The organism is Pseudomonas sp. GM18, from assembly GCF_000282195.1.
Lineage (GTDB): Bacteria > Pseudomonadota > Gammaproteobacteria > Pseudomonadales > Pseudomonadaceae > Aquipseudomonas.
Genome location: NZ_AKJT01000094.1, coordinates 1 through 13,812, shown reverse-complemented (window position 1 = coordinate 13,812; position 13,812 = coordinate 1). Strand labels below are relative to the sequence as shown.

The window sequence follows — 13,812 nt, the reverse complement described above, 5'->3', positions numbered from 1 at the left end:
TGTCAGCGGGCGTGGCTAATGGAATCTTGTTATCCGTCCAAATCCAAACAGCCTCGAAAGGCGTCATCGGACGAAAGGCGAACGGCACGGACCGTTCGCCTTTTTTAAAGCGTTAAGCGCCGACTACGATCGGCTTTGCCAGAGGCGGGACGACGGCGCGGGTAGGCGCGATGCCGGCTTCGAACTCTGGACGGAAGTATTTGATGGCACTGCCCAACGGCTCCACGGCACCCGGTGCGTGAGCACAGAAGGTCTTGCCTGGGCCGAGGAAACCGACCAGACCCAGCAGGGTCTCGATATCGCCGGCTTGCCCTTCACCGTTCTCGATCGCACGCAGCAGCTTGACGCTCCACGGCAGACCGTCACGGCACGGGGTGCAGAAACCGCACGATTCACGGGCGAAGAACTCTTCCATGTTGCGCAGCAGGGACACCATGTTGACGCTGTCGTCCACCGCCATGGCCAGGCCGGTACCCATACGGGTGCCCACTTTGGCGATGCCGCCGGCGTACATTTGTGCGTCCAGGTGTTCCGGCAACAGGAAGCCGGTACCGGCGCCACCTGGCTGCCAGCACTTGAGCTTGTACCCGTCGCGCATGCCACCGGCGTAGTCTTCGAACAGCTCGCGACCGGTGACGCCGAACGGCAATTCCCACAGGCCCGGGTTCTTGACCTTGCCGGAGAAGCCCATGAGCTTGGTGCCCATGTCTTCGCTGCCTTCGCGGGCCAACGATTTGTACCAGTCCACGCCGTCGGCAATGATCGCCGGCACGTTGCACAGGGTTTCGACGTTGTTCACGCAAGTCGGCTTGCCCCACACGCCCACGGCGGCAGGGAAGGGCGGCTTGGAGCGCGGGTTGGCGCGGCGGCCTTCGAGGGAGTTGATCAGCGCGGTTTCTTCACCGCAGATGTAACGCCCGGCACCGGTGTGGACGAACAGCTCGAAATCGAAGCCGCTGCCCAGGATGTTCTTGCCCAGCAGGCCTGCTGCCTTGGCTTCTTCCACGGCACGGTTCAGGTGCCTGGCGGCGGTGGTGTATTCGCCACGCAGGAAGATGTAGCCACGGTAGGTTTTCAGCGCGCGAGCACTGATCAGCATGCCTTCGATCAGCAGATGGGGCAGTTGCTCCATCAGCATGCGGTCTTTCCAGGTGTTCGGCTCCATTTCATCCGCGTTGCACAGCAGGTAGCGGATGTTGATGGATTCGTCCTTGGGCATCAGGCCCCACTTCACGCCCGTGGGGAAGCCTGCACCGCCGCGACCCTTGAGGCCGGAGTCTTTCACGGTCTGGACGATGTCGTCCTGGGCCATGTCGGCGAAGGCCTTGCGCGCAGCGGCGTAACCGTTCTTGGCCTGGTACTCGTCGAGCCATACGGCTTCGCCGTCGTCACGCAGGCGCCAGGTGAGCGGGTGAGTCTCGGCCGAACGCTTGATGCGGTTGGCAGGACCAAAGGAAGTCAGGGTCATACGTAGCCCTCGAGCAATTTGGCAACGCCGGCAGGCTGTACATCACCGAACGTGTCGTCATCGATCATCAGCGCCGGCGCCTTGTCGCAATTGCCGAGGCAGCAAACCGGCAGCAGGGTGAAACGACCGTCGGCGGTGGTCTGGCCCAGGCCGATGCCCAGCTTGCTCTGGATTTCGCTGACCACCGATTCATGGCCGCCGATGTAGCAGACCATGCTGTCGCAGACGCGAATGATGTGACGGCCGACGGGCTGACGGAAGATCTGGCTATAGAACGTCGCCACCCCTTCAACGTCGCTGGCCGGGATGCCGAGGATTTCGCCGATGGCGTAGAGCGCGCCATCAGGCACCCAACCACGTTCCTTCTGGACGATCTTCAGGGCTTCGATCGACGCCGCGCGCGGGTCTTCGTAGTGATGCAGCTCGTGCTCGATGGCCGAGCGCTCGGTTTCGCTCAGGGCGAAACGGTCTGTCTGGATAAGCGGGCTGTTCATGCTTAGCGGTCCACGTCGGCCATAACGAAATCGATACTACCCAGGTACGCGATCAAGTCCGCGACCATGCTGCCTTTGATCACCGAAGGGATCTGCTGCAGGTGCGGGAAGCTTGGGGTACGAATCCGGGTGCGGTAGCTCATGGTGCCGCCATCGCTCGTCAGGTAATAACTGTTGATGCCCTTGGTCGCTTCGATCATCTGGAAGGATTCGTTGGCCGGCATGACCGGGCCCCACGAAACTTGCAGGAAGTGCGTGATCAGGGTCTCGATGTGCTGCAGCGTGCGCTCTTTGGGCGGCGGCGTGGTCAGCGGGTGATCCGCCTTGTACGGGCCTTCCGGCATGTTGCGCAAGCACTGGTCGATGATCTTGATGCTCTGGCGCATTTCTTCGACGCGAACGATGCAACGGTCGTAGGCATCGCCATTGGCCGCCAGCGGGACTTCGAATTCGAAGTTTTCGTAGCCGGAGTAGGGGCGAGCTTTACGCAGGTCGAAATTGCAACCGGTCGAACGCAGGCCGGCACCGGTGACGCCCCATTCCAGGGCTTCCTTGGTGTTGTAGGCGGCGACGCCGATGGTCCGGCCACGCAGGATGCTGTTGTCCAGTGCGGCTTTCTGGTATTCGTCCAGACGCTTTGGCATCCACTCGACGAAATCCTTGACCAGTTTTTCCCAGCCGCGCGGCAGGTCGTGGGCGACACCACCGATGCGGTACCAGGCCGGGTGCAGGCGGAAACCGGTAATGGCTTCGATCACCGTGTACGCCTTCTGGCGGTCGGTGAAGGTGAAGAACACCGGAGTCATGGCGCCGACGTCCTGGATGTAAGTCCCCAGGAACAGCAGGTGGCTGGTGATCCGGAAGAACTCGGCCATCATGATGCGGATGACGTCGACCTTCTCGGGCACCTTGATGCCGGCCAGCTTCTCGACCGAGAGCACGTACGGCAGGTTGTTCATCACGCCGCCGAGGTAATCGATACGGTCGGTGTACGGAATGAAGCTGTGCCAGGACTGACGCTCGGCCATCTTTTCGGCACCACGGTGGTGGTAGCCGACGTCTGGCACGCAGTCGACGATCTCTTCACCGTCCAGCTGCAGGATGATACGGAACGCACCGTGGGCCGAAGGGTGGTTCGGACCCAGGTTGAGGAACATGTAGTCCTCGTTCGGGCCGGAACGCTTCATGCCCCAGTCTTCAGGCTTGAAGCGCGCGGCTTCTTCCTCGAGCTGTTGCTTGGCCAGGGTCAGGCTGAACGGGTCGAACTCGGTGGCACGGGCCGGGAAGTCCTTGCGCAGCGGGTGACCTTCCCAGGTTGGCGGCATCATGATGCGGCTCAGGTGCGGGTGGCCGGCAAAGTGGATGCCGTACATGTCCCACACTTCACGCTCGTACCAGTTGGCATTCGGCCAGATGCTGGTGACGCTCGGCAGGTTGAGGTCGCTCTCGGACAAGGCGACCTTGATCATTACGTCACTATTACGTTCGATCGACATCAAGTGATAGAACACAGTGAAGTCGACGCCGTTTGGCAGCCCTTGACGCTTGGTGCGCAGACGCTCGTCCACGCCGTGCAGGTCATAGAGCATGACGTACGGCTTGGGCAGGTTGCGCAGGAAAGTCAGGACTTCGACGAGTTTGGCACGGGCAACCCAAAGCACCGGCATGCCGGTGCGGGTAGGCTGGGCGGTGAACGCCTCTGGGCCAAAACGGTTGTTCAGTTCGACGACCACATCCTGGTCGTCTGCCTTATAAGGCGGGATGTACAGAGCACTGCCTGCAGTCATGGTTATTTATCGCTTTCGGTCAACGTAAAGAATGAAGCCAGTTTCTCGTTCTATAAAAGAAGCAGATCTGGATCAGACTTCGTCGGGGCTGCGCAGGTTGGTTACCTGAATACGCTGTTCGCGGCGCTGTTCCTTTTGCGAAGGCATCTCGGCGCGGTAAACGCCTTGATCACCAACGACCCAGGAAAGTGGGCGACGCTCCTGGCCAATCGACTCCTGCAACAGCATCAAGCCTTGCAGAAAAGCTTCAGGGCGGGGTGGGCAGCCAGGCACGTAGACGTCCACGGGCAGGAACTTGTCCACCCCTTGAACGACGGAGTAGATGTCGTACATGCCACCGGAGTTGGCGCACGAACCCATGGAAATGACCCATTTAGGTTCGAGCATCTGCTCGTAGAGACGCTGAATGATCGGCGCCATCTTGATGAAGCAGGTACCGGCGATAACCATGAAATCCGCCTGACGCGGTGATGCCCGGATTACCTCGGCGCCAAAGCGCGCGATGTCGTGGGGCGCCGTGAAGGCGGTGGTCATTTCCACGTAGCAGCACGAAAGACCGAAGTTATACGGCCACAGGGAGTTCTTGCGCCCCCAGTTGATCGTGCCGTTGAGCACGTCTTCGAGCTTGCCCATGAAAATGTTTTTGTGGACTTGATCTTCTAACGGATCGGAAACGGTTTCCCGTTGGCCAATCGGATACTGCTCGTTAGGAGCATCGGGGTCGATCCTGGTGAGATTGTATTGCATTGCCAAAGCCTCATTGTTTCAGCTTCGCTTGCCGCTTCAGACGAGCTGCCGGAGCCCAGTCAAGGGCGCCCACTCGAAATAGGTAGACAAGACCTGCCAACAGAATTGCTATGAAAACGAGAGCTTCGACGAATCCGGTCCAGCCGCTTTCGCGGACGGACACAGACCAGGCAAAGAGAAAGAGGGCTTCGATATCGAAGATCACGAAGAGCATCGCGACCAGATAGAATTTGGCTGAGAGCCGCAAGCGGGCGCCACCTGTAGGTAGCATGCCGGACTCGAACGGTTCGTTTTTGCTGCGGCCCCAGGCTTTTGACCCGAGGAGGCTGGAGACGCCGAGCATGAAGGCGCAAAGGCCGCCGACACCCAGAAGGAAAATGGCAAAGCCCCAGTTGTGGGCCATGAGTCCGGTCGCTTCGGGCATGCTGGTAATCCTTAACAGAGAGCAAAGGTCTCTGAGCTTGATAAAGAAATAAGGCAGTGACGATATGTCGCAGCAATCAATCCCGCTGATTTTATGGCTAAACACCCTGCAAGTAAAATTCCTATAGCGAAATTATTTATTGGAATAAGGACATGGCGCACCTCAAAAGCCCTGTAGCCCATGCGGTTCGGGCATTAGCGGGGGTTTTGTCAAATATGTTTTGTAGGGAATGTAACGAACATAGTTGTCGCTAAATGATAATCAATATTATTTGCTGTGGTTTTCAAACTGTTTAGCGGGTAGCGGTTCGGGAAGTTGTCTTATATGCGTGTTACTGCAAGTAGCGCGCGGGGTGGTTTTACCTTGTTTTCCTGATCGCGAAACTGCTCTGGATCAAGGTTTTTCCCTGCACCCGCTCCTGCTGAGGGGTGAAATCGCAGGCAAAAAAAACGCCCCGAACCAGTCGGGGCGTCAGATGAGCGGCTTTGCGGTTAGCTTTTTATTCGGTCCGCAAGGGCCGTTTGTTTAAGCGAAGCAGATCAGTGGAACTGTTCTTCTTCGGTCGAACCGGTCAGCGCGGTTACCGAAGACGTACCACCCTGGATCACGGTGGTCATGTCGTCGAAGTAGCCGGTGCCCACTTCCTGCTGGTGAGCCACGAAGGTGTAACCCTTGGCAGCGTCAGCGAACTCTTGCTCTTGCAGCTTCACGTAGGCAGTCATGTCGTTGCGGGCGTAGTCGTGCGCCAGGTTGAACATGCTGTGCCACATGTTGTGAATGCCGGCCAGGGTGATGAACTGGTGCTTGTAACCCATGGCGGACAGTTCGCGCTGGAACTTGGCGATGGTCGCGTCGTCCAGGTTTTTCTTCCAGTTGAAGGAAGGCGAGCAGTTGTACGACAGCAGTTGGTCCGGGTATTCCTTTTTGATCGCTTCGGCGAAACGACGAGCTTCGTCCAGGTCCGGCTTGGCGGTTTCGCACCAGATCAGGTCGGCGTACGGTGCGTAGGCCAGGCCACGAGCGATGGCCTGGTCGAGACCGGCGCGCACTTTGTAGAAGCCTTCCTGGGTACGTTCGCCAGTCACGAACGGTTTGTCGTACGGGTCGCAATCGGACGTCAGCAAATCAGCTGCGTTAGCGTCGGTACGGGCCAGGATGATGGTCGGTGTACCGGCAACGTCAGCCGCCAGACGGGCAGCGGTCAGCTTCTGTACAGCTTCCTGGGTAGGAACCAGTACCTTGCCGCCCATGTGGCCGCATTTTTTCACGGAAGCCAGTTGGTCTTCGAAGTGAACGCCGGCGGCGCCTGCTTCGATCATGCTCTTCATCAGCTCGTAGGCGTTCAGTACGCCACCGAAACCGGCTTCAGCGTCAGCCACGATCGGTGCGAAGTAGTCGATGTAGCCTTCGTCGCCCGGGTTCTTGCCGGCTTTCCACTGGATCTGGTCAGCACGACGGAACGAGTTGTTGATGCGCTTGACCACGGTTGGAACCGAATCCACCGGGTACAGCGACTGGTCCGGGTACATCGATTCGGCGGAGTTGTTGTCCGCGGCCACTTGCCAGCCCGACAGGTAGATCGCCTGGATGCCGGCCTTGACTTGTTGCACAGCCTGGCCACCGGTCAGGGCGCCCATGCAGTTGACGAAATCTTTCTCAGGGCGGAAGGATGGCTTGGCACCCTGGGTAACCAGATTCCAGAGCTTCTCGGCGCCCATTTTTGCAAAGGTGTGCTCAGGTTGAACCGAGCCACGCAGGCGGACGACGTCAGCAGCGGAGTAAGCGCGTGTCACGCCTTTCCAGCGTGGGTTTTCAGCCCAATCTTTTTCGAGGGCTGCAATTTGCTGTTCGCGTGTCAGTGCCATGGAGATAAACCTCGTCGCATAGGTCTGGGGTGGAAAATTCCTGCTCCTGCCCACTACGCAAATCAGGCGTAAGAGGCTGCTCGCTGACCAGAAGCTTAGGCGGTCAAGTCGGGTTCGGCGGGGATGGCGACGGGATGAACGATGGGCTCGAGGGGAAGTGAGCAGGTAAGGGCGAACTGGCGGGCGCATTCGGGCGTCGTGGGCCTTGGTGCGAACTTCAGTGTGGAGCCGGGTTACCTAATTACGCTTCCGTCCCTCGGGACAACTTCGTTCCAGTCGGCAACCTCGTCAAACACACCTTGTGGGCGGTACAGACACGAATCGGCTCGCGGGGTAGGGTGCGAACAGCGACTCGAAAGCCCTTGCCAGGGCCTCTGATTAGCGGGAGCGAGGCCATCATGCCTTTGCTTTTTTGGCTCGTCAAACGTTTTGTAGTGCTTTTTTTCAAGCACTACATCTTTGGTCTAATACGACTAATCAGTCAGTTTTTGGTGCTTTAGTCCAAGGTGTCGACTTTCACCCGCAAAGTCATGTCATCCCGGCCCTGAGTCGAGTAGCTGCGGGTCAGGCCCTGTTTGTCGGCCTGAGTCTGACGATTCACGCCGGCCAGGGTGATCCACTCGCCCAGTCGACCGCTGACAGTTGTGTCGGTACTTTGCACGTTCACTACATCGGGACGTTCCTGGCTCATTCGGTCACGGTTGGTACTGATGGCCAGATGAACGATGTCGCCGGTGACGCTGGCGGTGACGTAGAAACCCTGGGTGACGTTGCGGTATTCGGTCTGGCTGCGCAGGTCGCCATAGCCGTCGGTCTGGGTGCTGGTGAGCGGCACGCTCTGGCCGACCTGGATCAGTGCCGGCGCGCCTTCGCTGGCCTGAACCTGCTGGATGCCGCCGTCACGGCTGTCGGTGCTGCGACTGATGATGCGGGTCTGATTCGGTGCGGCACCGTTGACCGAGTAGCCCTGATCGCCCTGAAAGTTGTTTTCGTTGGTGTCGACGGTGATCAGCAGGCGTTTGCGGGCGGTGTCCAGTTGCGCGAGGAAAGCCTTGAGTTCGTCGATCTTGCCGGGGTCAGCATTGACGATCAGTTGGTTGCCATAGGCGCTGACCTTGCCGTCCTTGCCGATGAAGTCCTGCGCCACTGGCAGCAAGTCGGCGCTGGTGCGGTAATTCAGGGGCACGATCTCGGTGGCGGCCATGACCGAAAAACTGCAGGTCAGTAGCAGCGTGGTGAGCAGGGTGCGTAGGGACATGTCCGTTATCTCCGCTTTCAAAGTCTTGATGATATTGCCAGTTTGTCGGCCTGGCGTGGTGCGAGTTGAATCACAGACAGCAAAACGCCCCGGCATCCGAGAATGGCGGGGCGTTTTGTGGTGTTCCTGAAGGCTTTTGTCAGGGTATCAAGCCGAGTGACGCACCATGTCTACATGCGGAATCCCGGCTTCCAGGAATTCCTCACTGACCATGCTGAAGCCCAGGCGCTCATAGAACGCCGTGGCCTGCACTTGCGCGCTCAGCATCTGCTGCTTCAGCCCGCGCTTCTCGGCTTCACCGATCACCGCTTGCATCAGCGCATCGCCAACCTTCAGGCCGCGCCAGTCTTTCAGTACCGACACCCGGCCGATGTGACCATCGGGCAGCAGGCGGGCGGTGCCGATCGGAAAGTCGCCTTCGGAGGCCAGGAAATGCACTGCCGTGGCGTCATCGGCATCCCATTCCAGTTCAGGTGGAACGGATTGCTCGGCGACGAATACCGCTTCACGAATGCGCCGGATCTCGGCGTTGTCCTTTTGCCAGTCTGCGACACGTACGTGAATCTTATTCATCGGCAAACCCCAGGCTGCCCTGCTTGACCAGTTCACACAGCAGGCCACGGCCGTCTTCGTCGCTCAGCCATGGGCCGAGGTTGTCGACATGCAGGGCATCGGCGGCGCAGATCATTTTCAGCAGTTCGCGCAGCTTGCCCGGCAGGTAACGGCTCTGGCCGCTGGCGAACAGCAGCAGGTCGTCGTCGACTTCCGACCAGGCCAGGCGCGCGCTCGGGTTGCGGATCAGCACGGCGCCTTCTTCAAGGGCGCTGAGGAAGTCCTCTTCTTCGACCTCTTCCGGACCGACCACCAGTTCCGGGTAGCGCGGCTCGGTCATGAACTGGCCGAACCAGGTCAGCAGCAGGCGCTCGTCGCTCATGTGCTCGGCCAGCAGGCTTTTGAGGCGATCGAGGGCATCGTGCTGGATCTGATGAGGATCGACCGCCGGCAGGGCGTCGGCGTCGGTGTAACGCTCTTCGTCCGTCAGGAACTGGCTGAGGAAGTCGGTGAAGTGGGTCAACACTTCAGCGGCACTCGGGGCGCGGAAACCGACCGAGTAGGTCATGCAATCATCGACGGCCACACCACAGTGAGCCAGGCGCGGCGGCAGGTAGAGCATGTCGCCCGGTTCCAGCACCCACTCATCGGTGGCTTCGAAGTCGGCGAGGATCCGCAGGTCGGCGTGTTGCAGCAGCGGGCTCTCGGAGTTGCACATCTGGCCGATTTTCCAGTTGCGCTTGCCGTGGCCTTGCAGCAGGAACACGTCGTAGTTATCGAAGTGCGGACCGACGCTGCCACCGGGGGCGGCGAAGCTGATCATCACGTCGTCGACGCGCCAGCTCGGCAGAAAACGGAAGTTTTCCAGCAGCTCGGCAACTTCCGGCACGAATTGGTCGACGGCTTGCACCAGCAAGGTCCATTCGCGTTCCGGCAGTTTGCTGAATTCGTCTTCGGCGAAGGGGCCGCGGCGCAATTCCCAAGGGCGCTCGCCGTGCTCGATCACCAGGCGCGATTCGACTTCTTCTTCCAGCGCCAGTCCGGCCAGTTCGTCGGCGTCGATCGGGCTTTCGAAGTCAGGAATCGCCTGACGGATCAGCAGCGGCTTTTTCTGCCAGTAGTCGCGCAGGAATTCCCGTGCCGTGATGCCGCCCAGAAGTTGAAGAGGAGTGTCAGGATTCATGTGTAACCTATTGAAAAAAAGCACTTTTCAGACGGGAATAAAAACGCCCGGCGCTGCCGGGCGTCTCAAACGGGTAGAACGGTCGATCAGATGCGTTTGGCTTGTGCTACAGCGTTGCCGATGTAGTTGGCCGGGGTGAGCAGTTTCAGCTCAGCCTTGGCGGCGGCTGGCATGTCCAGGCCGTCAATGAAGGTTTGCAGCGCTTCAGGGCTGATGCCCTTGCCGCGCGTCAGCTCTTTGAGCTTCTCGTACGGATTTTCGATGTTGTAGCGACGCATCACGGTCTGGATCGGCTCGGCCAATACTTCCCAGCAAGCGTCCAGGTCAGCGGCAATCTTTTGCTCGTTGAGCTCCAGTTTGCTGATGCCTTTGAGGCTGGCTTCGTACGCGATCACGCTGTGGGCGAAGCCGACACCGAGGTTGCGCAGGACGGTGGAGTCGGTCAGGTCGCGCTGCCAGCGAGAGATTGGCAGCTTGCTCGCCAGGTGCTGGAACAGTGCGTTGGCGATGCCCAGGTTGCCTTCGGAGTTTTCGAAGTCGATCGGGTTAACCTTGTGCGGCATGGTCGACGAACCGATTTCGCCAGCGATGGTGCGCTGTTTGAAGTAACCCAGGGAGATGTAGCCCCAGATATCGCGGTCGAAGTCGATCAGGATGGTGTTGAAGCGCGCGATCGCGTCGAACAGCTCGGCGATGTAATCGTGCGGTTCGATCTGCGTGGTGTACGGGTTGAAGCCCAGGCCCAGCTCATCTTCGATAAAGGCGCGGGCGTTGGCTTCCCAGTCGATCTCAGGGTAGGCCGACAGGTGAGCGTTGTAGTTGCCGACAGCGCCGTTGATCTTGCCCAGCAGCGGAACAGCGGCGACTTGAGCGATTTGGCGCTCCAGGCGGTAAACCACGTTTGCCAGCTCTTTGCCCAGGGTGGTCGGCGATGCCGGTTGACCGTGGGTGCGCGACAGCATCGGCACGTCTGCGAAACGGATGGCCAGTTCGCGGATGGCGTTGGCGGTCTGGCGCATCAGCGGCAGCATCACATCATCACGGCCTTCGCGCAGCATCAGGGCGTGGGACAGGTTGTTGATGTCCTCGCTGGTGCAGGCAAAGTGGATGAACTCGCTGACCTTGGCCAGTTCCGGCAGCTTGGCCGCCTGCTCTTTGAGCAGGTATTCGATGGCTTTGACGTCGTGGTTGGTGGTGCGCTCGATCTCTTTGACACGCTCGGCGTGCTCCAGAGAGAAGTTTTCTGCCAGGGTGTTCAACACCGCGTTGGCTTCGGCGGAGAACGCCGGCACTTCGCTGATGGCAGGGTGAGCGGCCAGGCGCTGGAGCCAGCGCACTTCAACCAGAACGCGAGCACGGATCAGGCCGTATTCGCTGAAAATTGGGCGCAGGGCCTGGGTTTTGCCGGCGTAGCGGCCGTCAACAGGGGAAACCGCAGTGAGCGAAGAGAGCTGCATGGGGTGTTCTCGGACAGTCGGGCAACGAAATGGGGCGCGTATCATACATGAAAAAATCCGCCGGTCCGTTGCCAACTGACCGGCGTATTACGCGTTACTGACTACAAAACGGTATTGCGGGCGCGGTTCAGCTGCTGCGCATCAGCGGGTAAAGCTCTTTAAGCAATTTGCGCCGGCTGATCACCAGCTGCCAGCGATGGCCGCCCAACTGCCGCCACAAGCGTGCCGAACGAATCCCGGCCAGCAACAGTGCGCGGATTTTCGAGGCATTGCTCGGCTGCTGCAGGTTGCGCATGTCGCCATGCACCTGAATCCGTTGGCGCAGGGTGCTCAGGGTGTCCTGGTACAGCGCACCGCAAGCGGCGATCACGTTTTCGTGAGCCGGGCCGAAGTGTTCGACCTGGGACTGAATCTGCGGCAGGCGCTTGCCGATCACGTCCAGCATGTCATTGCGCTTGGCCAATTGGCGCTCCAGCCCCAGCATCGCCAGGGCGTAGCGCAGCGGTTCACGCTGAAGGGTGCTGGGGTCGCGCTCCAGGGCGCCGATCAATGCGCGATAGCCTTCGCGCAAATTGATGTCGTCGCCGCCGTACACTTCCAGGGTGTCCTTGGGGTCGCGAATCAACAGGCTGCCAAGCATGCAAGTCAGGCCGGCTTCGTTGGTCTGGCCGGTCTTGGCGATCTTGTCGACCAGTACGGCGGCGAGAAACACGCCGCCCAAGGCTGTCAGTTGCTCCTGAGTCGGGCTCATGAACGCTGACCCTTGCTGGTCCAGGGCTCGGCCACTTCGATCACGCCGCCGCCGAGGCAGATTTCACCGTCGTAGAACACCACGGATTGACCCGGAGTGACCGCGCGTTGCGGGTCATCAAAAGTGGCGCGGTAGCCGGTGGCGGTCTTTTCCAGCGTGCAAGGCTGGTCGCTCTGGCGATAACGCACCTTGGCGGTCAGCCTGCGCGGCTCGATCAGATCAATCGGGTTGACCCAATAGATGTCCGAGGCGAGCAGGGCGCGGGAGAACAGCCACGGGTGGTCATTGCCCTGGCCAACGATCAACTCGTTGTGTTCCAGGTCCTTGATCAGCACGTACCACGGCTCTTCACCGGCGTCTTTCAGGCCGCCGATGCCCAGTCCCTGGCGCTGGCCGATGGTGTGGTACATCAAGCCATGGTGACGGCCGATGACTTCACCTTCGGTGGTCTTGATCTCACCGGGCTGGGCCGGCAGGTATTGCTTGAGGAAGTCGCTGAAGCGGCGTTCGCCGATAAAGCAGATTCCGGTGGAATCCTTTTTCTTCGCGGTGGCCAGGTCGTGTTTCTCGGCAATCGCGCGCACTTCGGGTTTTTCCAGCTCGCCGACCGGGAACAGCGTCTTGGCGATCTGTTCGCCGCCGACGGCGTGCAGGAAGTAGCTCTGGTCCTTGTTCGGATCCAGGCCCTTGAGCAATTCGGTGCGACCATCGATGTCACGACGGCGCACGTAGTGGCCAGTGGCGATCAGGTCGGCGCCGAGCATCATGGCGTAATCGAGGAACGCCTTGAACTTGATCTCGCGGTTGCACAGGATGTCCGGGTTCGGCGTGCGGCCGGCCTTGTATTCGGCCAGGAAGTGCTCGAACACGTTGTCCCAGTACTCGGCGGCGAAGTTGGCGGTGTGCAGCTTGATGCCAATCTTGTCGCACACGGCCTGAGCGTCCGCCAGGTCATCCATGGCGGTGCAGTATTCCGTTCCATCGTCTTCTTCCCAGTTCTTCATGAACAGGCCTTCCACCTCATAACCCTGCTCGATCAGCAGGAGAGCGGAAACGGAAGAGTCCACGCCGCCGGACATACCGACAATGACGCGCTTCTTTTGTGTGGCAGAAGGGGCTGGATCACGCATAGGGATTTAATGAGTGTCTTGAAAAAGGACGCGATTCTAGCAGGCTCAAGCCTGCAAGGCTAAAGAGAAGGGCGGATCAGCTCGAGGCTGAAGTGTTTACCGTCCAGATAATCATCGATGCAGCGGATGATCAGCTCACTGCGCCAGTTTGCGCGCTGTTGCAGCAGTTCGTCACGCGTCAGCCATTTCGCGCCGACAATACCGTCGTCCAATTGATAATCCGGGTGGTACTGGACGGGTTTTGCGCTGAAGCAGACCCGCTGATAGGTCACGCCATTGCTCGGCGCAGTGTAGAGGTAAATGCCTATTACAGCGGTCGGCTCGACGTCCCAGCCGGTTTCCTCGAGGGTTTCGCGCACGGCGGCTTCGATCAGGGTTTCGTCCGGATCCAGATGACCGGCGGGTTGATTGAGTACCGTTCGTCCGTGCTTGGATTCTTCGACCATCAGGAAGCGGCCGTTGTCTTCGACGATGGTGGCGACGGTGATGTGGGGTAGCCAGGTCATCAATGGGGTCCGTAGGGGGGGAGGTGGTCAGAAACACAAACCCCGGCACATGGCCGGGGTTTGTGATGTTCCCTTACAACCTTAAACCAACGCAGCAATCGCGGCGTTGAAGGTTGCGCTCGGGCGCATGGCCTTGCTGATCAGTTCGGCATTGGCGTGGTAGTAACCGCCGATGTCCACTGGCTTTTCC

General features: G+C 59.7%; 14 protein-coding genes. All 14 read right to left on the bottom strand.

Going from position 1 to position 13,812, the window contains the following annotated elements:
• Positions 1 to 112 precede the first annotated feature (112 nt).
• Positions 113 to 1,468, bottom strand: a complete 1,356-nt coding sequence (gene nuoF / locus PMI21_RS05265) for an NADH-quinone oxidoreductase subunit NuoF (RefSeq protein ID WP_007940872.1) — start codon at positions 1,466 to 1,468, stop codon at positions 113 to 115.
• A complete protein-coding gene (gene nuoE / locus PMI21_RS05270) occupies positions 1,465 to 1,962 on the bottom strand; it encodes an NADH-quinone oxidoreductase subunit NuoE (protein WP_007940871.1) in 498 nt (165 codons plus the stop codon). The genes nuoF and nuoE overlap by 4 nt, the downstream gene beginning before the upstream one ends.
• 2 nt (positions 1,963 to 1,964) lie before the next feature.
• Positions 1,965 to 3,749: an NADH-quinone oxidoreductase subunit C/D gene (gene nuoC / locus PMI21_RS05275; RefSeq protein ID WP_007940870.1), complete on the bottom strand. Its 1,785-nt coding sequence runs from the start codon at positions 3,747 to 3,749 to the stop codon at positions 1,965 to 1,967.
• 72 nt (positions 3,750 to 3,821) lie between these two features.
• Entirely contained in the window at positions 3,822 to 4,496 is a 675-nt protein-coding gene (locus tag PMI21_RS05280) for a NuoB/complex I 20 kDa subunit family protein (RefSeq protein WP_007940869.1), read from the bottom strand.
• A 10-nt stretch (positions 4,497 to 4,506) separates the two neighbouring features.
• The gene (locus PMI21_RS05285) at positions 4,507 to 4,920 is read right to left on the bottom strand and encodes an NADH-quinone oxidoreductase subunit A (RefSeq protein ID WP_007940868.1); all 414 of its coding nucleotides are present in this window, start codon (positions 4,918 to 4,920) and stop codon (positions 4,507 to 4,509) included.
• A gap of 539 nt (positions 4,921 to 5,459) precedes the next feature.
• Positions 5,460 to 6,785, bottom strand: a complete 1,326-nt coding sequence (aceA, locus tag PMI21_RS05290; protein WP_007940867.1) for an isocitrate lyase — start codon at positions 6,783 to 6,785, stop codon at positions 5,460 to 5,462.
• Positions 6,786 to 7,281: 496 nt separating this feature from the next.
• Positions 7,282 to 8,043: a secretin N-terminal domain-containing protein gene (locus PMI21_RS05295; RefSeq protein WP_007940864.1), complete on the bottom strand. Its 762-nt coding sequence runs from the start codon at positions 8,041 to 8,043 to the stop codon at positions 7,282 to 7,284.
• Positions 8,044 to 8,190: 147 nt separating this feature from the next.
• Positions 8,191 to 8,616, bottom strand: a complete 426-nt coding sequence (locus PMI21_RS05300; RefSeq protein ID WP_007940863.1) for a GNAT family N-acetyltransferase — start codon at positions 8,614 to 8,616, stop codon at positions 8,191 to 8,193.
• Positions 8,609 to 9,778 carry a ribosomal protein uL16 3-hydroxylase gene (locus tag PMI21_RS05305; RefSeq protein ID WP_007940862.1) on the bottom strand — a complete coding sequence of 390 codons (1,170 nt, stop codon included), beginning with the start codon at positions 9,776 to 9,778 and terminating at the stop codon, positions 8,609 to 8,611. The genes PMI21_RS05300 and PMI21_RS05305 overlap by 8 nt, the downstream gene beginning before the upstream one ends.
• 86 nt (positions 9,779 to 9,864) lie before the next feature.
• The gene (purB, locus tag PMI21_RS05310; protein ID WP_007940861.1) at positions 9,865 to 11,235 is read right to left on the bottom strand and encodes an adenylosuccinate lyase; all 1,371 of its coding nucleotides are present in this window, start codon (positions 11,233 to 11,235) and stop codon (positions 9,865 to 9,867) included.
• A gap of 127 nt (positions 11,236 to 11,362) precedes the next feature.
• Positions 11,363 to 11,986, bottom strand: a complete 624-nt coding sequence (gene hflD / locus PMI21_RS05315) for a high frequency lysogenization protein HflD (protein WP_007940860.1) — start codon at positions 11,984 to 11,986, stop codon at positions 11,363 to 11,365.
• Positions 11,983 to 13,116, bottom strand: coding sequence for a tRNA 2-thiouridine(34) synthase MnmA (mnmA, locus tag PMI21_RS05320; protein WP_007940858.1), 1,134 nt, complete (start codon positions 13,114 to 13,116; stop codon positions 11,983 to 11,985). Before mnmA ends, hflD begins: the two co-directional genes overlap by 4 nt.
• A 59-nt stretch (positions 13,117 to 13,175) precedes the next feature.
• A complete protein-coding gene (locus tag PMI21_RS05325; RefSeq protein ID WP_007940857.1) occupies positions 13,176 to 13,622 on the bottom strand; it encodes an NUDIX hydrolase in 447 nt (148 codons plus the stop codon).
• Positions 13,623 to 13,703: 81 nt separating this feature from the next.
• Positions 13,704 to 13,812 (bottom strand): NADP-dependent isocitrate dehydrogenase (locus tag PMI21_RS30260; RefSeq protein ID WP_007940856.1); only part of this gene is annotated, 109 nt, incomplete at its 5' end.